Annotated in this window: 19 protein-coding genes; 14 read left to right on the plus strand and 5 right to left on the minus strand. The window is 42.1% G+C overall.

What is annotated here, in order from left to right; all coding sequences use genetic code 11:
• Window positions 1-15: 15 nt before the first annotated feature.
• Window positions 16-1,263 (minus strand): serine hydroxymethyltransferase, encoded by a 1,248-nt coding sequence (gene glyA / locus CH352_RS17845; RefSeq protein WP_100708152.1) that lies wholly within the window; start codon window positions 1,261-1,263, stop codon window positions 16-18.
• A gap of 25 nt (window positions 1,264-1,288) precedes the next feature.
• Window positions 1,289-2,122 carry a lipoate--protein ligase family protein gene (locus CH352_RS17850; RefSeq protein ID WP_100708200.1) on the minus strand — a complete coding sequence of 278 codons (834 nt, stop codon included), beginning with the start codon at window positions 2,120-2,122 and terminating at the stop codon, window positions 1,289-1,291.
• A 297-nt stretch (window positions 2,123-2,419) separates the two neighbouring features.
• On the opposite strand from CH352_RS17850, the gene CH352_RS17855 reads away from it, so the two are divergent.
• Together CH352_RS17855 and CH352_RS17860 are read left to right on the plus strand one after the other, a co-directional pair.
• Window positions 2,420-3,106 carry an SGNH/GDSL hydrolase family protein gene (locus CH352_RS17855; RefSeq protein WP_100708153.1) on the plus strand — a complete coding sequence of 229 codons (687 nt, stop codon included), beginning with the start codon at window positions 2,420-2,422 and terminating at the stop codon, window positions 3,104-3,106.
• Entirely contained in the window at window positions 3,103-3,897 is a 795-nt protein-coding gene (locus CH352_RS17860) for a hypothetical protein (protein WP_100708154.1), read from the plus strand. Before CH352_RS17855 ends, CH352_RS17860 begins: the two co-directional genes overlap by 4 nt.
• 12 nt (window positions 3,898-3,909) lie before the next feature.
• Here the strand turns inward: CH352_RS17860 and CH352_RS17865 are convergent, their stop codons facing one another.
• Window positions 3,910-4,749, minus strand: a complete 840-nt coding sequence (locus tag CH352_RS17865) for a rhomboid family intramembrane serine protease (protein WP_100708155.1) — start codon at window positions 4,747-4,749, stop codon at window positions 3,910-3,912.
• A gap of 97 nt (window positions 4,750-4,846) precedes the next feature.
• Here CH352_RS17865 and CH352_RS17870 point away from each other — a divergent pair, with 97 nt between their 5' ends.
• The 9 genes from CH352_RS17870 (at window position 4,847) to CH352_RS17910 (ending at window position 18,500) form a co-directional block, all read left to right on the plus strand.
• On the plus strand, window positions 4,847-5,800 hold the full coding sequence (locus CH352_RS17870) for an MBL fold metallo-hydrolase (RefSeq protein ID WP_100708156.1): 954 nt from the start codon (window positions 4,847-4,849) through the stop codon (window positions 5,798-5,800).
• Window positions 5,797-8,253: a penicillin-binding protein 1A gene (locus CH352_RS17875; protein WP_100708157.1), complete on the plus strand. Its 2,457-nt coding sequence runs from the start codon at window positions 5,797-5,799 to the stop codon at window positions 8,251-8,253. Before CH352_RS17870 ends, CH352_RS17875 begins: the two co-directional genes overlap by 4 nt.
• A 140-nt stretch (window positions 8,254-8,393) precedes the next feature.
• Entirely contained in the window at window positions 8,394-9,644 is a 1,251-nt protein-coding gene (gene odhB, locus CH352_RS17880) for a 2-oxoglutarate dehydrogenase complex dihydrolipoyllysine-residue succinyltransferase (RefSeq protein ID WP_165780206.1), read from the plus strand.
• A gap of 15 nt (window positions 9,645-9,659) precedes the next feature.
• On the plus strand, window positions 9,660-11,063 hold the full coding sequence (gene lpdA, locus CH352_RS17885) for a dihydrolipoyl dehydrogenase (protein ID WP_100708159.1): 1,404 nt from the start codon (window positions 9,660-9,662) through the stop codon (window positions 11,061-11,063).
• A 14-nt stretch (window positions 11,064-11,077) separates the two neighbouring features.
• The gene (locus CH352_RS17890; protein WP_100708160.1) at window positions 11,078-13,855 is read left to right on the plus strand and encodes a 2-oxoglutarate dehydrogenase E1 component; all 2,778 of its coding nucleotides are present in this window, start codon (window positions 11,078-11,080) and stop codon (window positions 13,853-13,855) included.
• Window positions 13,856-13,874: 19 nt separating this feature from the next.
• The gene (locus tag CH352_RS17895; RefSeq protein ID WP_100708161.1) at window positions 13,875-14,267 is read left to right on the plus strand and encodes a DUF6941 family protein; all 393 of its coding nucleotides are present in this window, start codon (window positions 13,875-13,877) and stop codon (window positions 14,265-14,267) included.
• Window positions 14,268-14,420: 153 nt separating this feature from the next.
• Window positions 14,421-15,968, plus strand: coding sequence for a PAS domain-containing sensor histidine kinase (locus CH352_RS17900; RefSeq protein ID WP_100708162.1), 1,548 nt, complete (start codon window positions 14,421-14,423; stop codon window positions 15,966-15,968).
• A 2-nt stretch (window positions 15,969-15,970) separates the two neighbouring features.
• Complete coding sequence (locus CH352_RS17905) at window positions 15,971-16,348, plus strand: response regulator (RefSeq protein ID WP_100708163.1); 378 nt, start codon at window positions 15,971-15,973, stop codon at window positions 16,346-16,348.
• A gap of 58 nt (window positions 16,349-16,406) precedes the next feature.
• Window positions 16,407-18,500 (plus strand): ATP-binding response regulator, encoded by a 2,094-nt coding sequence (locus CH352_RS17910; RefSeq protein ID WP_100708164.1) that lies wholly within the window; start codon window positions 16,407-16,409, stop codon window positions 18,498-18,500.
• A 20-nt stretch (window positions 18,501-18,520) separates the two neighbouring features.
• Here CH352_RS17910 and CH352_RS17915 read toward each other — a convergent pair whose 3' ends face one another.
• The gene (locus CH352_RS17915; protein ID WP_100708165.1) at window positions 18,521-19,195 is read right to left on the minus strand and encodes a hypothetical protein; all 675 of its coding nucleotides are present in this window, start codon (window positions 19,193-19,195) and stop codon (window positions 18,521-18,523) included.
• Complete coding sequence (locus CH352_RS17920; protein WP_100708166.1) at window positions 19,192-20,748, minus strand: Ppx/GppA phosphatase family protein; 1,557 nt, start codon at window positions 20,746-20,748, stop codon at window positions 19,192-19,194. The genes CH352_RS17915 and CH352_RS17920 overlap by 4 nt, the downstream gene beginning before the upstream one ends.
• Before the next feature lie 188 nt (window positions 20,749-20,936).
• Here CH352_RS17920 and CH352_RS17925 point away from each other — a divergent pair, with 188 nt between their 5' ends.
• Genes CH352_RS17925 through mreD form a run of 3 tightly spaced genes read left to right on the plus strand, consistent with a single transcriptional unit; the run spans window position 20,937 to window position 23,617 of the window.
• Entirely contained in the window at window positions 20,937-21,959 is a 1,023-nt protein-coding gene (locus CH352_RS17925) for a rod shape-determining protein (protein ID WP_008595388.1), read from the plus strand.
• 51 nt (window positions 21,960-22,010) lie between these two features.
• The gene (mreC, locus tag CH352_RS17930; RefSeq protein ID WP_100708167.1) at window positions 22,011-23,114 is read left to right on the plus strand and encodes a rod shape-determining protein MreC; all 1,104 of its coding nucleotides are present in this window, start codon (window positions 22,011-22,013) and stop codon (window positions 23,112-23,114) included.
• Complete coding sequence (gene mreD, locus CH352_RS17935) at window positions 23,114-23,617, plus strand: rod shape-determining protein MreD (RefSeq protein WP_100708168.1); 504 nt, start codon at window positions 23,114-23,116, stop codon at window positions 23,615-23,617. The genes mreC and mreD overlap by 1 nt, the downstream gene beginning before the upstream one ends.

The following is a 23,617-nucleotide window of genomic DNA, read 5'->3' on the forward strand; positions in this document are numbered from 1 at the left end:
TTTTGCAGTTAAATTTTAATCCAATCTGAAATTGGTCATCGGAAATTGTTGGGTGATTTCTTTCACCCCAGCCTTGACTTTTTCCTTGGTCTTTTCGTCGTCCGGATTGTCCAAGAAATCGCAGATCAAATTTCCTACTTTTTCTATATCGGAAGGTTTGAGTCCCCTTGTAGTAAGTGCAGGAGTTCCTAAACGAATTCCGGAAGCAACCGCAGGAGGGTTTTTGTCGAATGGGATGGCGTTTTTGTTTACTGTAACTCCAACTTCGTCCAGTCCATCCGCCGCTTTTGCACCAGTCAGACCTTTTACGGAAACGTCCAGTAAAACCAGATGGTTGTCCGTTCCACCACTCACTACTCTGAATCCTCTTTTTACAAAAACCTCTGCCAAAACTTTCGCGTTTGCGAGTACTGTTTCGATATACTTTTTATAATCGGGAGTTAAAGCTTCTCCGAATGCTACCGCTTTTGCAGCGATTACGTGCATCAGAGGTCCGCCTTGAATACCAGGAAACACTCTAGAGTTTAATACTTTCTCGTTTTCTAATTTAGAAAGAATTAATCCACCTCTTGGTCCTCTTAGAGTTTTGTGAGTAGTAGTAGTAACATAATCAAAACTATCGATCGGAGAAGGATGATATCCTGTAGCAACTAACCCGGAGATATGCGCGATATCCGCCATCAGTTTTGCGCCCACGGATTTTGCGATCTCTGCAAACTTATCAAAATCGATCGTTCTGGAATATGCAGAAGCACCTGCAACAATCAATTTAGGCTTATGTTCTTTTGCGAGAGAAGCAAGAGCATCATAATCGATTGTTTCCGTTTTAGGATCCACACCGTAAGGGATCGGTTTGTAATATTTTCCGCTGATGTTTACAGGAGAACCGTGGGTCAAATGTCCTCCATGGGCCAGGTTCATTCCTAAAAAAGAATCTCCCGGTTCCATAGTAGCTAAGAACACAGCCATATTTGCCTGCGCCCCGGAGTGAGGCTGAACGTTTGCATATTCTGCTTTGAAGATCTTTTTGGCTCTTTCGATCGCCAGAGACTCCACGGCGTCTGCGTTCACGCATCCATTATAATATCTTTTTCCAGGATATCCTTCCGCATATTTATTGGTAAGCGTGGAAGTATAAGCCTCCAGAACTGGTCTGGACACGAAGTTTTCGGAAGCGATCATTTCCAGGTTTTGTTCCTGTCTTTGGTCTTCCGCTTGTAAGGCTTTAAAAACTTCGGGGTCTTGTTGGGGAAGGTATTTCATTTTTTCCTCTGTGGTGCTGCGAGAATCATTCTCCCAGAATATAGCCTAGATCTGAATATTTTTCCTGGAACAGCCGATCTGCCGCCTTGCGAACGTTTCGAAAGAAGGAAGGATCCGCTTCGGTACCTAGGATTTCAACCCCCAGATAATCCGCAAATAAAAGGGAAAGGTCTTGTTTGAATTTTCCTGGTGAAAAAGAGGCAGGTAGGGAGGTCACAAATTCTTCATGAGCTCTGCCTTTTCTGTATTCGGGTTCTTCCGGAGGATGGGGTAGGAGGTCCGACACTAGTGGAATTAGTCTAGGATCCAAGATTAGGGTCCCATGTTGCACAATACAGTTCTTCTTTCTGAACTGAGCGTTACCGGATATTTTTTTCCATACATCCGGAGAAAGTTCCAGGGCAAGATCGGACTTCCCCTTACATTTCGTTTTGAGTCCTTGTTTGTTTAAGGCAGAAGATATCAGGCCTAAAAATATATTATAAGAATTAGAGACGGGATATAGTTCAGGTTTTGCTTCTAAAGAAACAAAAAGACTAAAGTTCAGGTTCCAGCCAGGTTCGTGAACAACTGTCCCGCCTCCGCTTGCTCTTCTAGCTAAATATACAGGATCTGTTGGAGAAGGTTTTTTAGGAGCTTGTCTTTTTTGGAATGTCGCCAGGAAACTTTCTATATTTTCTTTTCCTGCACTTAGTTCCGGTTTCTCGGAGAGACCCATTATGATGGACCTGGGTCCCTCCCAAAATCGGACCCCTCCGGAATATCCTCCGACTATTAATTGGACTGCGAGAGCCTCTTCCAAAGCTAAATTATAATAAGGTGTCCTGATGGATTTTTGGTCTAGTATAAAAGTCCGCACTTCGAGACCAGAGTCTATCGGACTATAGTTTTCGTCCATGGGTTTTACTACGGACTGTAGTCTTAATTGATCCATTTGATCGTTAGTCCTAACCTTACACTCTCTTCTCTCACTCAGGGAATGATTTTAAACACTTTGTTTTAATAAAAATGAACCGCGTTCCATATATATTATAAAAATATAATATTAAAGTGTGCTTTAAGTTTAGTTGAACTTCGGTCAGCGTTATTCTATTTTTAGTAAAATTGGAACATTATTCTTTCTTCTCTTGTCCTAATTTATAGAGCATTATGAAAAATGAATATAATTTATTTCTTAGAGAAGTTGAGACTTCTTTCTCGCCCTTTGAAAACCAAGGGAGTTTTTAATCGGTTTTCAGTTTTTGTTTTGGCCATGTCCCTTTTGTTGGGGGCATGCGTTCTGGATCAGGATACTCAGTCCAAAAAATCCAAAATATACAAACCTAGTTTTGCACTTTTTGGGGATAGTATCTCCGCTTTCTGGCCTGTAGAAGAGCAGTTTCCTGAATTCGAGACTTATAAGAAGGCATTTCCGGGCAGAAGGACCTACGAGATCCAAGAGGCCGCTAAAAATGAAACAGGAAGATATAGATCCTGTATGTTGAACGGCGGTGTAAATGATTTCCTCAATCAGCCAGAACCTAGTTGGGAAGAGGTCGATGCCACTGTGCAACGTCAACTTAAGACCTTGGAAATACTGAACGACCATTGTGATTACATCATCGTTCTGAATGTGTGGACCGTGCAAGTTCCTTGGCCTGTGAAAGCAGCGTCCATGATCAATTTGGAAATGAAAGAAAAGGTCACCTTCTTACCTAGGATCGATCCTGAAGATATGATCCATAGCGAGATGTTACTAGACGGCGGTCACTTGACTGATGAAGGTTATGGCATCCTTTCCCAAAGAGTAAGAGAATATCTTAAGGCTACTTTGCCTGAGTTTTGGTTGGAGTTCCTATTATGAAATATAGGTTCTTACTCCTTCTGTTATTCTTTAGTCCACTTGCGGAAATTTTCGGGTCGGATAAAACAGTGATCCCATATCCTGTATGGGGACAATCAATCGGAGTATATAATATTTTCGTAATTAGCGAGGATGCAAAAGAATATAGAAATTCTAAAGATTATGATCGGAATCGTAACATTTCTTTGGATGGAGAATTGAAATTAGGAGATCATTTTGCGGTTTCTGCAGGTTACGGATATGTAGATCAATATGCTACTCAGGCTACGCCTTGGAGTGGTTGGGATAGATGGAAAGCGGGTCTGAAAACATTTTTTACCTTCGGGGTATTTTCGATAGGAGGAGGTGTTAACGTTTACGGACCTTCTGCATCCGAACCTTGGATCGGAGAAAGAAATCCTGATCTACTGTTGGTTCGCCCTCATTTGGGTTTTGTATTAGATTTTGGTAGAACTAAATTCCAAGCATTCGGCTTATACGAAAGAGAAACAGATTCTAAGTTCAGAGATCCTATCCAAGACAAATATTATCGTTATATGGAAGCGGGAGCCACTCTTTCTTACGAAACGAATTCGAATTGGATACTTCTTCTGGAGACCACTTATCGTATGGCAGTGGAAGATACAATATCCACTCCTCGTTCTGATTCATTTAATCTGCATCCTGGAGTTCAGTATAAGATAGGAGATGGAGGAAGAGTTTTCTTTAGCGGTCTATATGGGATGAGAAAAGATAATACCTATGACCAAGGATTTAAGATGGGTTATCAGCAGATGTTTTCTTTTGAGTAAACGCGGCCAATCTTAATCTTCCGCCTTATAATACTTACTAGAAGCTTCTTTCAGAAATTTTTTCTCCTTTTTATTCAGAGAATTCATTCCTTCTTTGGAAATTTTTTCTAAGAGACGATCTACTTCTTCCTTTGCTTCTTCTCTGGTTTTCATCTCTTCCTGCCAGCGGACCATTTTTCTTTTTTGTCTCCATCTGGAAAAAGAGAAGCTGGGGAATTTGATCCCAAATCTATATTTTACTTTCGTGTAATATAAAAAGTAAAGTCCGCCTGCAGCGAAGCCGCCCAGTCCGTTGGCGATCGGAGTTCCTGCTTGTAGTCCTAAAATTATCAAAACCGCTAGGATGATGATGGCCAAATACTTTGCTTTGATCGGAAATATTCCCCAAAACAAAAGTTCTCTATTCGGCCAGATCAATGCATAAGCTGTGATTAGCCCGTATAGGACTGCAGAAATACCGAGCACCGTCCCTTGCTGGAATCCCAAAAGAGAAGCGAGCACGGTAGCGACCCCGCCTCCGAAGATACAGAACATAAAATAACGTAAAAAATTCCTGGTTCCCCAATGAGACTCTAACGCGGACCCGAACATCCAAAATGCGAACATTTCGAATAAGAATCCGATCAACATATTAGGGGAATGAAAGAAGCTGTAAGTGAGTAACTGCCAGCCGAAAAACTTTTCTAGGACTAGGCCGGGAGTCAGGCCGAATAACCCGAGGATGGCCAAAAGAACGGAAGGCGCTGTCAGGCTTAGAATAAACTCTATCCCGAAAATCGCTATATTTAAGATCAAAAGTTTCCGAACGAGTGGAGAGGTTGAGACACCGAATCCGCTAGAGAAAGACGCCATTGCCTTCCTAGTTTTCTTTTTTCCTTTCGAACGACAACCTAAATCCGGATTTTGTTTCCTTTGACAGTTTGGGCCAAATATAGTAATTGTTCCTAAGATGGAAATCTTCTTGTACGGAGTCCGGGGATCTATTCCTGCCCCCTTATCGAATCAGGAATACAGGGAGAAAGTAATTTCCATATTGAGGCTTGTCGCCAAGTCGGAGGGAAAAGCTTTCTCTTCTCCCGAAGAATGGTTCGATCAGTTGCCAGAACCTCTGAATTATGTGGTCGGTGGAAATACTACCTGTGTTCGGATCATTGGTTCTTCCGGGGTTGAGCTGGTTGTGGATCTTGGAACTGGAGCGAGAGTCCTGGGAGAAGACTTAGTCCGAGAAAAATTCGGCCAAGGAAAGGGAGAAGCTTCCGTATTTTTCACTCATACCCATTGGGATCATATCCATGGGATCCCGTTTTTCAAACCGATGTATATTCCCGGAAATAAGTTTACCTTCTATTCCCCTTTAGAGGATCTTCCGGAAAGATTAAAATACCAACAAGAGCCCAGATTTTTCCCAATCCATTTCGATCATTTCGGTTCAGAAAGAAATTTCCGGAGGCTCCAAAAGGGAGAAGTCCTGGAAATTGGCGGTGTCAAAGTGGAATGGCTTCCTCTCAAACATCCGGGAGGCTCCATCGCCTACAAATTCACCGAAAATGGGAAAAGTTTTATTTTTGCCACCGATGCCGAGTATAATGGTGAGGATTTTCCTTTGATCCAGGAGCAAAAACCATTCTTCAAAGGGGCAGATCTTTTGGTTTTGGACGCTCAATACACTTTGGACGAATCCTTCCAAAAATTCGATTGGGGTCATACTTCTTACACTATGGCAGTCAATTGTGCTTCTTCTTGGGAGGTCAAAAAACTGGCTTTGACCCACCATGAACCCGCCTATTCGGACGAAATTTTAGCAATCATCTTGGATGACGCCAGAACCCATGCTGAAAATCTTGGAGCTAAGGACCTATCCATTGTACTGGCTAGAGAAGGAATGAAATTCAAACTCGTATGAATCTATTTAGCGAAGGAATTCACAGAGCTACAAAAACACTTTTGGTCTTAGCCTTATTGGGCGGTCTATTTTTCGGATATATTATCGCAGAAGTGGATGAGGGGGGAGAGCTTGCAATTCTTGCTTCTTACCAACCTACCACTCCAACTCGTTTGTATGATATCAACGGTGTGGTGTATGCTGAATTGTATCGCCATAAGCAGCAACTTCTAAAATACCAAGATATTCCTCCTCATGTTGTCCAAGCTTTCCTTTCGGTGGAAGATAATAACTTTTTCAATCACTTCGGGATAGATTTCTCCGCAATCCTTCGCGCGGCGGCAGTCAATGTGATCTCAGGTAGGATCAAACAGGGTGGGTCCACTTTAACTCAGCAGCTTGCTAAAACAGTTTTGAATAACAGGAAAAAATCCTTTATTCGTAAATTCGTAGAAGCTCTGTTTACTCTTCAGATAGAACAAGAATATTCTAAAGAAGAAATATTAGAAATTTATTTTAACTTAATATACTTAGGTCACGGAACGACCGGTCTTGCTTCTGCAGCGGATGTGTATTTCCATAAGGACGTTTCGGATCTGGATGTGGCAGAAGCCGCACTTCTTGCAAGACTTCCTAAGGCGCCTGTGGATTATTCTCCTTATAAAAATCCTGCGGCTTCTAAAAGAGCACATTTGGAAGTTTTGAAACTCATGGCTTCCCAAGGATTTGTTCCAAGCGATAAGGTTCAGACAATCCATGACGAATTCTGGGAAAAATACTGGCCCATCGTAATCACTCAATCTCCTTCTCAATCTACCTGGGGAACCAAACTAAACAGAGCTCCCCATTTTACTGAATTTGTAAGACAGAGATTATTAAAAGAATTGGGAGAAGATCGGATCTATAGCGGTGGTCTCAAAATTTACACCACACTGGATATCCGCAAGCAGGAGATCGCCCAAGACGAACTTCGCAAGGCTCTCAAAAAACACGATGATCTTGTTTCAGGCGTTACCGTAAATTATGCTGGCGGTGCAGATCGAGGTCTCGTAGGACTTTATAATTTTATAGGTTCCTTATTTCCTGTGGCTCCTCCTTTTGTGAGCCGCTTAGACGATAAGGCGAATTTCAGAGTAGCGCTCGAAAAAGAACTGATCGATTCGGCAGATGTTCTCAGTTTACTTCTTCCTGCTGATAATGAGTCCGCTGCATTCACTGAATTCCAAAAAAGATCCGCAGTATTCGGCAAAAACCTTCACGTAGAAGGTGCTGCTATCACAATAGATCATACCAACGGCTATATAGAAACTATGGTTGGAGGATATGAGTTCACTCCTAAAAACCAATTCAATCGCGCGGTCCAGGCGAGAAGGCAGACAGGTTCTTCTTTCAAACCTTTTGTGTATGGAGCTGCGATTGCTGAGCGTATCGTAGGTTCCGGAACCGGGATCATGGACGCACCTTTGACCACGCTTACGGAAGAAGGAGAAGGTTGGTCTCCTCAGGATTTTGACGGAGATTTCCAAGGAATGGTTCCTCTTTCCAGAGCGCTTTCCATGTCTTTGAATATTGTTTCTGTGCAGGTGTTCCTTCGCACAGGCGCGGATGCTGTTATAGATTTTGCTTCTCGCTTAACAAAGGCTGATAAGAGTAGATTTATGCCGAGTCCTGCTCTTGCCTTGGGAATTGCGGAGTTGAGCCCTTATGAAATGGCGGTGGGATATTCTATCATCGCAAATAAGGGAAGAAATGTGATCCCACTTTCCGTTCGATATGTGATCGATCAGTCAGGAAACGTAATTTATAATGAAGAGTTAAAAGTCAGAGAAGAATTGGATAAGGAAGCGGAGGACGGTTCCATTCAGATCATCAGCGAAGGAACAGCCTATATTCTTCGCAAAATGCTGACCATGGTTGCCATGGGAGGAACTGCAGCGAATGGTCTTCATTCTCCTGACCAGGGAAATTACAAAGGGATCGCTGCCGGAAAAACCGGATCCACTTCTTCTTTTACAAATGCTTGGTACTGCGGATTCGATCCTAAATTGACCACTGTCATTTGGCTTGGATTTGATAAGAGTTCAATCTCACTTGGAAGGGGCCAGGCTGCAGGAGTTCTTGCAGTTCCTATTTGGGGAAAAATGTATCGTCGTTTCTATAACGGTGAAAATTATCCGACTTTCGAGAATGAGCACGGCCTGGATCCACAACCGGAAGAAGTGCAAAGTGGGGGAACCTGTGCGTATAATGGATTGTCTCCTAAACCTGGAGTATGTCCTGTTACCCAGAACTTGACCTTAAAGCCGATTACTGTAGCAGGCGTGACAAAATCTGTCCAGGCAAACCGTCAATGCGACGGAGATCGGGACCATCATAAGTCAATAGATTTCAGAGAATTCCTGCAATTGGAATACCAGATCAGCGATGAAGAGATCGGAAAAACGGAACGTAAGTTTAAACCGCAAGCGGACTAAAAAATCGAGTGTGATTTCGGGAAAATTCATTCAAAACACCGATTTGACAAGAACGACTTTACAGAATTTTTCCGCTTTCCGAAAGTGAAATGGAGGCGGTCCCGGAACGGGACGTATACACCGACCTCCGTAGGATCAAGATGTCGATAGAGATCAAGGTTCCCGAAATGGGTGAATCCATTACGGAAGCAACAATAGCAAACTGGGTAAAAAAAGAAGGCGAACGAGTAGAACAGGACGAGGTCCTGGTGGAATTGGAAACCGACAAGGTGACCATGGAGGTACCGGCCCCCTCGGCAGGAGTTCTCCAAAAAATTAACAAGAAGCCGGGGGAGACGGTCAAGATCAAAGAAGTGATCGGAATCATTGACCCTTCTGCCTCCGCAAAAAGCACTCCTACTCCAAGCACTCCTTCAACAACAAATACAGCACAAACTAACACGACTAACGCAGCGCAGAACGATACACTTCCTCCTGCTGTTCGCAAACTGATAGATGATAATGGATTAAATCCTGCTTCTATCTCTGGTTCCGGTAAGAACGGACAGATTACAAAAGAAGACGTGTTAAACGCAATTGCAAATAAACAGTCCACTCCTGCTGTTGCGGTTTCCGCAGCACCTGCGGTAGCAAAGTCTGCTCCTTCTCCTGAAATTCCTAAAGCGGTTCCTGCTGCTTCTCGTAGCAACCTGCCGAGAGAGAACGTTGTTCCAATGACTAAGCTTCGCCAAACGATTGCAAATCGTTTAGTTGCAGCTCAACATAACGCAGCTCTTCTTACTACTTTTAACGAAGTGGATATGAGCGCTGTGATGGATCTTCGTACCAAATACAAGGACAAGTTCAAAGACGCACATAATATCAATTTAGGATTTATGAGTTTCTTTACTAAGGCAGTGATCGGAGCTTTAAAATTTGTTCCTGCAATCAACGCAGAAATTCGCGGTACGGATCTAGTTTATAAAAACTATTTCGATATCGGTGTGGCTGTTGGAGGTCCAAAAGGTCTAGTGGTTCCGATTGTTCGTGACGCAGATCTTTTAAGTTTCGCTCAAGTAGAATCCGAAATTGCTCGCCTCGCCAATAAGGTGAAGGATGGAAAAATCGATCTTTCCGATATGGAAGGTGGAACATTCACCATCTCCAACGGAGGGATCTACGGTTCCATGATGTCCACTCCTATTCTAAATCCTCCTCAAAGCGGAATTTTAGGACTTCATAATATTGTAAAACGTGCAGTAGTAGTTAACGATCAAATCGTGATCCGACCTATGATGTATGTCGCTCTTTCTTATGACCATAGAGTTGTAGATGGAAAAGAGGCGGTAACTTTCCTCGTAAAAGTAAAAGAAGCGATCGAAGATCCGACCCGCCTTCTTTTAGAAGTCTAAGGAATAGAAGGAATCATGGCGGAACAATACGACGTATTAGTGATCGGATCGGGACCCGGAGGTTATGTGGGCGCGATCCGAGCGGCCCAACTCGGGTTCAAAACAGGGATCATCGAAAAAAGAAAAACTTTGGGAGGGACCTGTTTGAACGTGGGTTGTATCCCTTCCAAGGCACTTTTGGATTCTTCTGAAGAATATCACAAAGTTTTACATAAAACGGATGTCCATGGGATCGGAGTCGGAAAAGTCACTCTCGACCTAAACAAACTCATGGAGCGCAAGAATACAATCGTCAAAGAAGTCACAGATGGTGTAGACTACTTGATGAAAAAGAACAAGATCACTCGTTACGAGGGTTTTGGGAAATTGCTCGGAGGAGGCCAGGTAGAAGTTGCCTTAGCTGACGGCAAAAAAGAAGTCTTAAGTGCAAAGCATATCGTTTTGGCAACAGGTTCTGTTCCAATCGATATTCCTGGCCTACCTGTGGACGGAAAGTCCATCATTACTTCCGATCATGCAATCGATCTAAGATCGATTCCTAAAAAATTGGTAGTGATCGGTGCGGGAGTCATCGGCTTGGAACTTGGTTCCGTTTGGGGAAGACTCGGGGCAGAAGTCACAGTGGTGGAACTCCTACCAGGACTTCTTCCTACAGTAGACAGATCTTTCGGTAGCTTGCTCCAAAGAAGTTTAGAGTCCCAAGGTTTTAATTTCTTATTCGAACATAAAGTATTAGGAGCGACTGCTTCTAAATCCGGTGCTAAAGTAAAGATTGCGGCACCTGACGGAAAAGAATCCGAATTGGATGCGGACGTTGTGCTTGTAGCAGTTGGCCGTAGACCATTTATCGAAGGGATCGGATTAGAAGCTGCCGGGGTCCAATTAACAGAGAGAAAAAGGATCAAAGTAGATTCTCATTTTCAAACGAGCGCTGCAGGTATCTACGCGATTGGTGACGTGATCGACGGACCTATGCTTGCTCATAAGGCGGAAGAAGAAGGTGTTGCACTTGCGGAATTACTCGCGGGTCAATCCGGACACGTTAATTACGCTGCAGTTCCAAGCATCATCTATACCTGGCCTGAAATGGCTTGGGTAGGAAAAGGTGAAGAAGAACTAAAAGCTGCCGGTGTAGAATACAAAGTCGGTAAGTCATTATTCAAGCCAAACGCGAGAGCTAAGGCTATGAACGAAGCGGAAGGCCAAGTCAAAATTTTAGCAGATAAAAAAACGGATAAGGTATTGGGAGCGTTTGTGTTCGGACCTAGAGCTTCGGATATGATCGCTGAGCTTGCGGTTGCGGTAGAGTTCGGTGCTTCTTCGGAAGATATAGCACGCTCTTTCCACGCGCATCCTACATTGTCCGAAGTCGTAAAAGAGGCCGCCATGGCCGTAGACAAGTGGGCAATTCACGCTTAGGGGAGAATCCGATCATGAAAATCGAACAATTGATGGCATTATACGGAGAGAACGGAGCATTACTCGAAGAACTTTACGAAAAGTTTAAGAAGGATCCGAACTCTCTGGACAAAGAATGGTCTCTGTTCTTTCAAGAAGTAGAGACTAACGGAGTATATTCTCAGAACGGATCCAACGGGAACGGGAATGGCAACGGAAAATCAGCCGTTGCTACTTCTTTTACGGATGCTCAGGCTGGATCCATTCGAGAGATGGGGATTATCAACCTGTTAAACGCTTATCGTAGACAGGGGCACTTGGCTGCTAAGGTAGATCCTCTTGAAATTTCTCAACCGAACAGAAAGTTCATCGAATCTAAATTGAGCAATCTGACTGCTGCGGATTTGGATTCGGTAGTCGACACACAGAATCCTTCTCTGGGTCGTGCAAAACTAAAAGATGTTATAGCTTGGTTTGAAAAAGCATACTGTAGCACTGTAGGTTACGAGCAATATTATCTAGTAAACGACGAAGAAAGAGAATGGCTCCAAAATCAAATCGAGTCAGCTGAATATCACGCTCCTCTTCCTAAAAGTATACGTCTTAGATTGTTTGAAAAATTATTCCAAGCGGATCATTTGGAAACATTCTTAGCTAAGAAATACGTAGGTAAAAAACGTTTCTCCTTAGAAGGAGGAGAAAGTATGATCCCTATGCTCGACACGATTATTGAAGAAGCCGGACGTTTTAAAATGGACGGACTCGTGATCGGTATGGCGCATAGAGGGCGTTTGAACGTGCTCGTAAATGTGATCGAAAAACCTGCTTCTTTAGTATTTGCTGAATTCGAAGAGAAGGCAGATGCAAAAGCTCAAAATTATGCGGACGTTAAGTATCACTTAGGATATTCTAATAGCAAAATGACTTCGAGCGGAAAGGAAGTTAAACTTTCTCTCGCGTTCAACCCAAGTCACTTGGAAGCAGTGAACCCGGTTGTTACCGGTTCCGTTCGCGCTCGCCAAGAACAATATGGAGATGAGGATCGTTCTAAATTTATGCCGATCACCATCCACGGAGATGCGGCGTTTGCAGGACAGGGCGTAGTAGCAGAAACTATCAACTTGATGAACCTAGACGGTTATACCACTGGTGGAACTTTCCATATAGTGATCAATAACCAGATCGGATTCACCACTTTACCGAATGAATCCAGATCCACATTATATGCAACTGATCTTGCAAAGGGTTATCAAATTCCTATCGTTCACGTAAACGGAGACGATCCGGAAGCAGTATACCGAGTGACCAAGCTCGGAATGGAATACCGCCAAAAGTTCAAAAAAGACTTTATCATAGATCTGATATGTTATCGCAGATTAGGTCACAACGAAACGGATGAGCCTGCATTCACTCAGCCTAAGATGTATTCCATTATCAAAAATCATCTTCCTACCGCTCAATTATATGAGAAAAAATTAATAAACGACGGTGATGTAACCGGAGAAGAGTTGGACTTCATCAAAAATGGCTCCGCTCAAGGTTTAGAAGATTCTTTCCAAAGAGCAAAAGAGCAAGACATCAAGATGAAAGTAGATACTATGCAAGGTGTTTGGGCGAAATATTCCAAAGAGCCTCTAGATAGTGGTACTGCTACTTCCTTGCTCGCGGAACAAATCGATCGTATCGTAAAAGCGATCACCACAGTTCCGGATGGTTTCACCCCAAATCCTAAATTAGTAAAACTTCTTCAAAGCCGTAAAGAAATGGCGGAAGGAAAAGTTTCTCTGGATTACGGAATGGCGGAAGCTCTTTCTTTCGGTTCGATTTTGGAAAACGGATTTAGAGTTCGTCTTTCCGGTCAGGATAGCCAACGTGGAACATTCTCCCATAGACATGCAGTTCTTGTGGATATCAATTCGGGAGCAAAATACGTAGGTCTAAATCATATTTCTGAAAAACAAGCCAAGGCTGAAGTAGTGAACTCTTCCTTGTCCGAGTTTTCCGTTTTAGGTTTTGAATACGGTTATTCTCTTTCTGATCCGAGTGCGTTAGTCCTTTGGGAAGCTCAGTTCGGCGACTTTGCAAACAATACTCAGGTGATCTTTGACCAATTCCTTTCCAGCTCGGAAGTGAAATGGCAGAGGATGTCCGGTCTTGTGGTACTTCTTCCTCATGGATATGAAGGGCAAGGCCCAGAACATAGTTCCGGTAGGGTAGAAAGATTCCTGCAACTATGTGCAGACAATAATATGCAAGTTGCAAACTGTACAAATGCGGCTCAGTATTTCCATTTGCTCCGTAGGCAGATCTTGCGCAATTTCCGCAAACCTCTGATCATCTTTACTCCTAAGTCTTTGTTACGTTTTCCTGGTGCGCTTTCTCCGATAGACGATCTATTAAAAGGCGCGTTTAGAGAAGTTCTTCCGGACCAAGCCGAGATCAAAGCGGATAAAGTAGAGAAGATAGTCTTCAGCTTCGGAAAAGTATATTATGATCTTCTAAAATATAGGGAAGAGAATAAGGTGCAGAACACTGCTCTGATCCGAGTTGAACAAGTTTATCCTTTCCCTGCGAAAGAGATCCAAGAAGTCCTGAAAACTTATAAGAACGCTAAAACTTTCGTTTGGTGCCAAGAGGAACCTAAGAACCAAGGTGCTTGGACTTTTGTAAGAGATCGATTCGAAGATCTTCTTCCTAATGGAACAAAACTCAAATACGCAGGAAGAAAAGAATCTGCGAGCCCTGCTGCCGGACATATGAAAGTCCATACAAAAGAGCAGGAACAACTAGTTTCAGACGCTTACTCGGTCTGAGACTTAGGTGTCGAGTAACGTGGGAGAACCCGTCCTATTAGCATTAGTCTTTGCGGACCGGGTGATCTCGGAAGACAACGGGAAAAAAGGTATCATAGGGACTTTTACAAAGTTTTTTACCGGACAATTTCCCGTAGTCTTTCCTCCCTGGGGAATATACGTATGTGTCACAAATCTTTCCCCAGGTGACCATGAATTTTCTTTAGAATTAGAACACGCCGATTCTGGCGAAAAAGTAATAGGAGTCGGGGGAAATATCCGGGTAAATAACGGCTCCGAACCTGTTGAAATTGGGATACCGATCCCCCACGCAGTTTTCCCAAAAGAAGGAAGGTATATTCTACTTTTTAAAGTAGGTGCCGAGATCGTGGGAAGTCGCCCTCTTTGGGTGGATAAGTTAAATCCTGCTTAATCCGATCCTTTAGAAAATCCTAAACTTCTTACCGAGTCCTTCGTTTTCTTGTACGAGCGAAGAATAATTTCTTTCCAATATTAATCTACGCTTGCCTTGGGAAATTTTTCCAAGTATTCTGCCTATCTCTAATATACGAATTTATTATATATTATGGCAACCCCTACGGAAAAAAATATCACCTTAGATAAGGCCTTAAAGGATGCGAAGCTGATAGAGGCCAAATTCAAAGGGCTTCTGGAGTCTTTACCTGATTCTATTATAATGGTAAACGATTCCGGAAGTATCGTATTTGTGAACGAACAGGCTCTTAAAATGTTCGATTACAAAAAAGATGAACTTTTGGGACAGCCTATAGAGGTCCTTCTTCCTGATCGGTTCAGAAAAAACCACATTTCTCATCGTGATAAATATTTCACTCAACCAAGGACAAGATCCATGGGTGTAGGTTTGGAACTTTTCGGTAGGAAATCTAGCGGTGCAGAATTTCCGGTAGAGGTGAGTTTAAGTCCTTATCACACTGAGGACGCAACGTTGGTGCTAAGTGCCATCCGAGATATTAGAGAAAGGATCAAAGCAGAGGCAAAGTTCAGAGGACTTTTAGAATCCGCACCCGATGCAGTTGTGATCGTAAATCGAGAGGGGAATATAGTTCTTATCAATTCCCAGGCAGAAAAATTATTCGGATATCCAAGAGAAGAATTATTACACAAGCCCGTAGAAGTTTTAGTACCCGAAAGATTCAGAGCAAATCATCCGCAAAATAGGATCGGTTTTTTCAAAGATCCAAAAGTGAGAGGAATGGGAAGCGGGCTTGAGTTATATGGACTAAAAAAAAACGGATTGGAATTCCCGGTCGAGATCAGCTTAAGCCCCTTGGAAACGGAAGAAGGAATGCTGGTTTCCAGTTCTATTCGTGATATCACGGAAAGAAAACAACAAGAAGAATTTAGAAGAGCCGCATTAGAAGAACAGAACGAAAGAATGAAGGAAACAGCCAGATTAAAAAGTGAATTCTTAGCGAACATGTCCCATGAGTTACGGACACCTTTGAACGGTATCATAGGTTTTTCCGAATTACTTTCCGACGAAAGACCTGGGCCCTTAAACGAAAAACAAAAAGAATACTTAACGGATATATTAAATAGTGCGAACCATCTTTTGAAATTGATCAATGATGTTCTAGATCTTGCTAAAGTAGAATCCGGAAAGATGGAATTGTTTTTGGAAACATTCTCCTTATCTTCTGCGATAAAAGAAGTTTCTTCTGTCCTTCGTCCCTTATTAAGGAAGAAGAAGATCAATTTTTCTATAAATATAGAAGATTCTATAGATGAGGTAACATTGGACCCTCAAAAGATAAAACAGATCTTATACAATCTCTTGTCTAACGCGGTCAAGTTTAGTCACGAGGGTGGAAATATTAGAGTGAATATGAAAGCGGAAGGCAAAGAATTTATTAAGATGAAATTCGAGGATGAAGGGATCGGCATAGAGGAAAAAGACCTAACTCGGATTTTTGAAGAATTCCAACAAATAGACAGCGGAGCTAATAGGCAATTCCAAGGAACAGGGCTCGGGCTTGCTTTGACTAAAAGGATCGTGGGGTTGATGAACGGAACAATAAACGTAAAAAGTGAGTTGGGAAAAGGATCTGTTTTTACTATAATACTTCCAGTAAAGATATCGAACGGTAAATAGATATGGCTCCTAAGGTTTTGGTAGTAGATGATAATATCGTAAATCTCAAATTAATTTGCGAATTATTAGAGTTGGATGCATACGAAGTTTTAAAAGCGGGAAATGCGGAAGAAGCACTTCAGGTCATAGAAAATTTTTCTTTGGATCTGATTTTGATGGATATAGAATTGCCTGGGGTGGACGGACTTACTCTTACTAGACAATTAAAAGAAAGAGAGAATACAAAAAATATACCGATCATAGCCGTTACCGCTTTTGCAATGAAAGGTGACGCGCAGAAGGCATACGGAGCGGGTTGCGACGGTTACATTACAAAACCGATCGATACTAGGAAATTTACCGAACAAATTAATGGTTTTATCAAGGGGCTGAACCAATGATCCAAGAGATTTTTTTCGTCCCTTATCAATACACAGTCCATTTTTGGACTGAACTTTTATGCTCATTCTAGTTGTAGATGACAGTTACCAAAACAGGAAACTAATTTCTGCCCAGTTGGAAAATGGTCACAGAAAAATTTATACTGCTTCAAACGGTGTAGAAGCTTTGGAAATCCTGGCAAATACTGAAGTGGATCTGATCATTTCGGACATCCTAATGCCTCAAATGGACGGATACCAGTTCTGTTCTCAGGTAAGACAGAATGATAAATTTAAACATATTCCAATTATTATATATACCGCCACTTATACTTCCGATTCTGATGAAAAACTTTCTTTTGATCTTGGGGCGGACGCATTCTTAAAAAAACCGGCCGGTCTGAAGTTGTTGGAAGAAACAGTAACTAAACTACTCCAAAATCCTAGATCAAAACGGAACGTAAAAGGGTTGGTAATGGATTCAGCACCTCTTCGCCAATATAATCATAGACTTGTTGAGAAGTTGGAAGAGAAAAATTTCGAACTTCGGAGGAGAAGTGAAGAGTTAGGTTACGAAATAGAGGAAAGAAGAAGGGCAGAAAGACTAAATCGTGAAGGCGAGGAATTATTCAAAGAACTGACCGATGCGATCCATGAAGTGTTTTGGATGACTAGTCTTTCTAAAAATGAGATCGTTTATATAAGCCAAGGATATGAACAGATCTGGGGAAGGTCCACGCAAAGTCTTTTGGAAAATCCGATTTCTTGGATTGAATGTATACATCCTGATGATCGGGACAGAGTGTTTGATAGCGCAAGGACCAAACAAGTAACCGGTGAATATAGAGAAGAATATAGGATCATTCGTCCGGATGGTGAGATTAGATGGATAAGAGATAAGGCATTTCCCGTTAAGAACGAAAAGGGAGATACTATCCGAGTTGCGGGGATCGCGGAAGATATTACTGAATATAAATTGAAAGAGGCTCAGTTAAAAGAGGTAGAGAAAAGAAGAGCGGAACTAGAAGAACAACTTATCCAAGCTCAAAAACTGGAAAGTTTAGGTACCTTGGCAAGCGGTATAGCTCACGATTTTAATAATATACTTTCTATCATTATGGGCCATACGTCGGTGATCGAGAATAACAGAAATAATCCTGAAAAATTCTCCCAACATGTTTCCGCATTGCATATGGCTACCCAAAGAGGAGCTTCCTTGGTCAGGCAACTCCTTACATTTGCCAGAAAAACGGAATTCAATCTGGAGCTTGCGCAAATAAACGATATTATATTAGAAATTAGTAAATTGATTTCTCAAACGTTTCCCAAAAATATCCGACTTTTTACGAATTTTCAGGAAGATCTTCCTTTGGTTAAAGTTGATACCAATCAAATCCATCAGGTTTTGCTAAACTTATGTGTGAATGCTCGAGATGCTATGCAAGAGGGTGGGATACTAAGTATAGAGACTTTTTTAGCTGATATAGAAAATCTAAAAACAGGCCATTCTAAAAGTTTGGCCGAAAAATACGTTGTACTTCGGATCTCCGATTCGGGAAGCGGGATGAGCGAAAAAACAAAACAAAGGATTTTTGAACCATTCTTCACTACCAAGGATATAGGCAAGGGAACGGGGCTTGGGCTAGCATTGGCATATAGTGTGATCGACAATCACAAAGGCTGGATAGAAGTAGATTCTGAATTGGGAAGGGGAACGACATTCTTCGTGTATCTACCGGTTCCTAAAGAAAAATCAGAAATAAATCTAAAGCCTATTTATTTAGAACCTGAATCTCTAGGCGGCCAGGAAAGTATCCTGGTCATCGAGGATGAAGAACTTCTTAGAGATATGTTAAAAGACCTTTTGGAATCGAAAGGATACAAAGTGTATTTGGCTGTAGATGGAGAAGATGGTGTAGAACAATTTCTTCTTAGGCATTCCCAAATTAAATTAGTAATGACTGACCTTGGTTTGCCAAAGTTTGGAGGAAGTGAAGTTATAAAACGGATCAGGGCAATTCATAGCTCCGTAAAAATAGTTTTAGCAAGCGGGTTTATGGAGCCTGAGCTAAAACTTTCTTTAAAAGATTATGATGTGAGTTATTTTATTCAAAAACCGTATTTAGGTACTGAAATTCTTTCCTGCATTCGTTCAGCATTAGACCAAGAGTAGAAGACCTTTCACACCAAGACCTATCTCAATTTCATCTTATATATTTCTTCCGCGACCGGAATGCTTTTATATTCGATCCTTTCTTTTCCGTAATAGAGCAATGCTTCTATTGAATTTGTCTTTGGAAAGAATTTTCGGATCTCAGTGAGTGGGATGGTGATCGTATCTGAGTTCGGACTTTTGTTAAAAAACTCGGTGTTCTCCGCTCTTAATATGAGTTGGAGTTCCTTTGGCTCGAAAGTTTTGGTCCTTTCTGATTTTATAATATTCTCAGAGAGCGTTTCTTCTTCCTTTTTCCTGGAAATTGTGCGGAAGGGGACCGTAATCCATTCGAAGAGTGCTCCTATATCTGCAAACATTCCGAGGATGTACCTATTCCAAGGTTTTTCATCGTTATCCAGTTGCCTATATCCGTCTGTTTTCTTATAATCGTAATGTACGATCTTAGTTTCTAAAGTTTTCCTTTTTTCTAACGTTTCTCGGAAGCTAGCGCCTTCTATTTTTAGGACCAGTTCGAAGTTTTGGAATTCGTAATCTATTCTTCCCTTATTTATTAGGATCTCTTCTTCCTTTTTATCCAATAAACGGGACTCTACAGTTTCCTGCTTGTAGGGAAAGACCGTAAAACAGTTTAGAAAAGTTGAATGAACTAAAAATACGACGGTAAAATACCAAAAAGATCGAAATTGATTCACTGAAATAAAGGCACCATTCCATAAGCGGATTCGAATGCATCTGCTTGTTCTTCACAAGCCCAAAGTTCCAGGCTTTTATCGTAGCTCTGGTTTGTAACCAAGGTGAAGATTGCCTGATTTTTTCGGATCTGACATTTGACTGTCTCGATCAATCCTTGTCTGTTTCGATTGCATGCACTCGCAATTCTTAAAATCGCGGAAAGTTTTTCGACAGTTTCCTGTTCTCTCGGACCGACTCTTTGGAACTCTCTATGTTTGGATTTAGGAGAACTTTTACGATGGTATCTCGCGGTGAGTGCGATGATCTCTATTTCTCCCCAAGTAAAACCAAGCATTGCTTCCGAGTTTCGGATCAGATAATAACTATGTTTATGATAGGCAGAATGTGAAATGAATAGCCCTACTTCATGGAGTAAAGAAGAAGCTTCCAAATATTCTCTTTCTTCTTTTCCTAACCGATGTACTGACTGCAGTTGATCGAAAATATCCAACGCAAGTTTGGAAACATGGCGGGCGTATTCTTGGTCCCTTGTATAAGAAACTAAAAGATTCAAGATCGACTTTTGGCGGATATCATCCAGATGTTTGGAATGTTCCAAGTCCTGGAAGTGCTCCCATTTTCGGATGGTATCGTAGATAATCCCTTCTCTTAGTGCAAACTCTGAAACTGTCATATCCGGGAGGTCCAATAATTGGAATAATTCATCTAAGATGAGCATTCCTCCTACGATGATATCGGAACGTTTGGAATCGAAGCCCGGGACCTTACTTCTCTTTTTAGAAGTGTCCGCTTCTAAGATCATATTCCTTGCTTTTTTAAATTCGGAAGACTGGAATGTGTAATGGTTGAGTGGCCTTTCTTCAGTTTCTTCTCCCTCAAAGGCACGGATGATACCGGCGGTTGCCTGGACTGTTCCGGATGAACCGATGATCATTTCCGGTTTTAGATCTCGGATGATCTTTCGGAAAGGAAGAATGATCTCTTCCACGTACAATTTACATTTTCGTATCTGTGAAGAATCTAAGGTTTCGGATTTCAGAAATTTTTCGGTGAGTCGGATCGCTCCCAATTTGAAACTTTTGGAGAATAGAATGTCCCCTCTATAGCCCACTAAAACTTCCGTGCTTCCTCCGCCTATATCCACAAGCAGAACCTTTTTATCAAATACAGGAAGTCCTTGCAGAACCCCGAAATAGATGAGTCGGGCTTCTTCATATCCGCTGATCACATCAATTTTGATACCTGCTTCCTTTAATGCGGCCGCCTGGAATTCGGCTCGATTGGAAGCTTCTCTCATTGCAGATGTAGCGACCGCTCTGATCTCTGCCTTTGAGTTATCTGCAAGCATCTTAAAACGCTTTAAACACTCGATTGCGCGCCTAAATGCGGGAGGATCGATCTCTCCTCCTTCTTCCAAACCGCTTCCGAGACGTACGTTCTCCTTCTCTCTGGCGATTGCTTCAAAGGTCCCGTTTTCTCGGACCCGGACGATGATCATGTGAAAGGAGTTTGTGCCTAGATCGATGGCAGCTAGGGTGTTTTCCCGGACCATAAGTTCCCCAATATTATGGAGGTAGCAATGGGTTCCAATTTGTTTTTCGTTTTTTTTGTTTTGGAATTGCCCGTAAGGATCGGGCAGGAAATATTGAATTGGATCGCGCCCGTAAAATCCTAGAGATTTTCACCGATTCTGCAGATAATAAATAAGATCAACCAGCCTTCTGGCAGCAAAGGATAGAAATGATATTCGATAAGCTATACGGATTATTTTCCAACGATATGGGAATCGACCTCGGAACCGCAAACACTCTCGTCCATGTAAAAGGGCAAGGTATCGTTCTTTCCGAGCCTTCCGTAGTAGCGGTCCACGCAGCTACGGGCAAAGTGCTTGCAGTAGGCCAGGAAGCTAAGAGAATGTTGGGACGTACTCCTGGCGAGATCGTAGCTATCCGTCCTATGAAAGACGGGGTGATCGCAGACTTCGAAACTGTCGAAAAAATGATCCGCTACTTCATTGCAAAAGTCCATAACAGAACTACTTTCGTAAAACCTAGGATCGTGATCGGAGTTCCTTCCGGGATCACCGAGGTGGAAAGACGTGCGGTCCGTGAATCTGCGGAACAAGCAGGTGCTCGTGAGATCTTCTTGATCGACGAAGCATTGGCTGCCGCGATCGGTGCAAATATTCCGATCAACGAACCTGCTGGTAATATGATCGTGGATATCGGTGGTGGAACTACCGAGATCGCTGTGATCTCTCTTGGCGGTATGGTTATCGCCGAGTCAATCAGAACCGGTGGTGACGAGTTCGACGATGCAATCATCAAATATTTAAGAAACCAATACAATCTGGTTGTTGGGGAAAGAACTGCAGAAGATATCAAGCTGACTATCGGTAACGCTTACCCTGAAAAGAAAACCGAGACCATGGAAGTAAAAGGTAGAGATGCAATTTCCGGATTACCTCGTACTCTTGAATTAGAATCGAATGAGATCCGTAAGGCTCTTAAAGAACCAACCGACGAAATTTTAGACGGGATCAAAAGAGTTTTGGAAAGAACTCCTCCTGAACTTGCTTCGGATATCGTAGAAAGAGGGATCGTTCTTACTGGTGGAGGATGTCTTCTTCGCGGATTAGAAACCTATCTTTCTAAAGAAACCGGTGTGCCTGTGTTTAGAGCGGAAAACCCTCTGACTTGTGTGGTGCTTGGAACCGGAAAATTCTTAGACGAAGTTAAGTATCTGAAACCAGGGATCCGTTAATTCGGATCTCGGCCTCTGGTTTGATCCCCAGAGTCTGATACGGAATTTTTTATGCTTTGGCTTCAAGTTAATAAAAGTAAGGAAACTGTTTCCCTTTTATTCTGTATTGTATTCTCTCTTCTGTCCCTGACCTTTAAGAGTAATGTTTTAGTCAGAGGGATTGCAAGTTTCCAGAGAGTAGGGGATTCCGTTTCCGGTTCGATCGATGGGGTCGGTTCCTTTTTTAAAGGAGCCTATACTAAATTAGAATCTTTTGAAGCGGTTCGCCAGGAAAGAGATGCCTGCGTTGCTGCAATAGATGATTATAAACTTCTGCCCCAAGATCTGGAAAGAGTAAGCAGAGAAAACGAAAGTCTCAGAAGAGAATTACGTTTTAATACTAAACAAAAATATTCTACAGTCAAAGCTGAAGTTCTTTCCGTTCGCTTAAATTCAATCTATCGTACTATCATTATAGACAAAGGTTCCGAAGCAGGGATCAAACCTTATATGCCTGTCACTGCAAGAGCGGTGAATCAAAAAGGTGAAATTATAGAAGCTCTAGTAGGAAAGGTGATCGCAGTCACCGGAGGATCTTCAGTGGTCCAACCTATTATCAATTCCAATTATAATATGGGTGTTTCCATTCCGGAAAGTAACCTTTGGGCAACTCTATCCGGAAACTCTGGAAGAGGTATGGAAGCATTGATGAATTATATAGATAGCGGTATCATCATTGATCCAAGGATTTTCGGAGATTATCCGATGGGTCCAAGTGAGATGATCCAATACACCGAGTCTTTGAGTAAGATCGGAAAACCTGTATATAGCTCTGGTTCTTCCGGAATGTTCCCGCCTGGAATTCCTGTGGGTATAATTACTGAAGAAGGTCCGCGCAACGGAAGTTTTAAAACTGCATTCTTAAAACCTTTTGTTCGTTTTGATATGTTGGAGTCAGTTACTATCCTAATGAAACTTCCTGAAAAATGGGCAGAGACCTGGCCGGAAGGACAGAATATTAATATCGAAAATCCGTATTTTGGTGAATTAAATTATCCTAAAGAAGAAAGAGAACCTAAGGTTCCAACTCCTGTAGGAAACAAACCTGTAGAAACTCCTAAACCTCAAAAACCGGAAGGGAATGGATCCGGATTCTCCGAAGAGGAAACGAACTGATGATCTTAGAATATATAGTCATCGGTGCAGGGATATTGATCTCACACTTCTTAAACGGAACAAACTTGTTTGAGATTTCCGGATTTAAACCTGACTTTATGGTGATCTTTGTGCTATTCTTCGCTCTTAGAAGAGGGACAATGGCAGGGATTTGGATCGGATTTTTCGGAGGATTACTTTCCGATTCAGGTTTAGGCGGAGAAATTGTAGGAAACGTTGTTACCTATAAGATAGGTCTTCACTCTCTCACATTCTGTATCATGGGATATATCGTAGGAAAATTCGCAAGACCTGCCTATCATGAAAATCAGATTTCCATAATGTTGTATTCTCTTGTGGTGACTTTGATCTCCAGGATTGCGTCTTATTTCTTATTCTCCTTATTCTTTCATGAAAATTTAAACTACTCCATCATCAGTACCTCGATATTTAACGGAGCGATCGCTCCTATATTCTTTTGGGTACTTGGAAAATTGTACAGATTGGAGCAGGCGGAAGGCTAA

The sequence above is a fragment of the Leptospira hartskeerlii genome, assembly GCF_002811475.1.
Classification (GTDB): domain Bacteria; phylum Spirochaetota; class Leptospiria; order Leptospirales; family Leptospiraceae; genus Leptospira_B; species Leptospira_B hartskeerlii.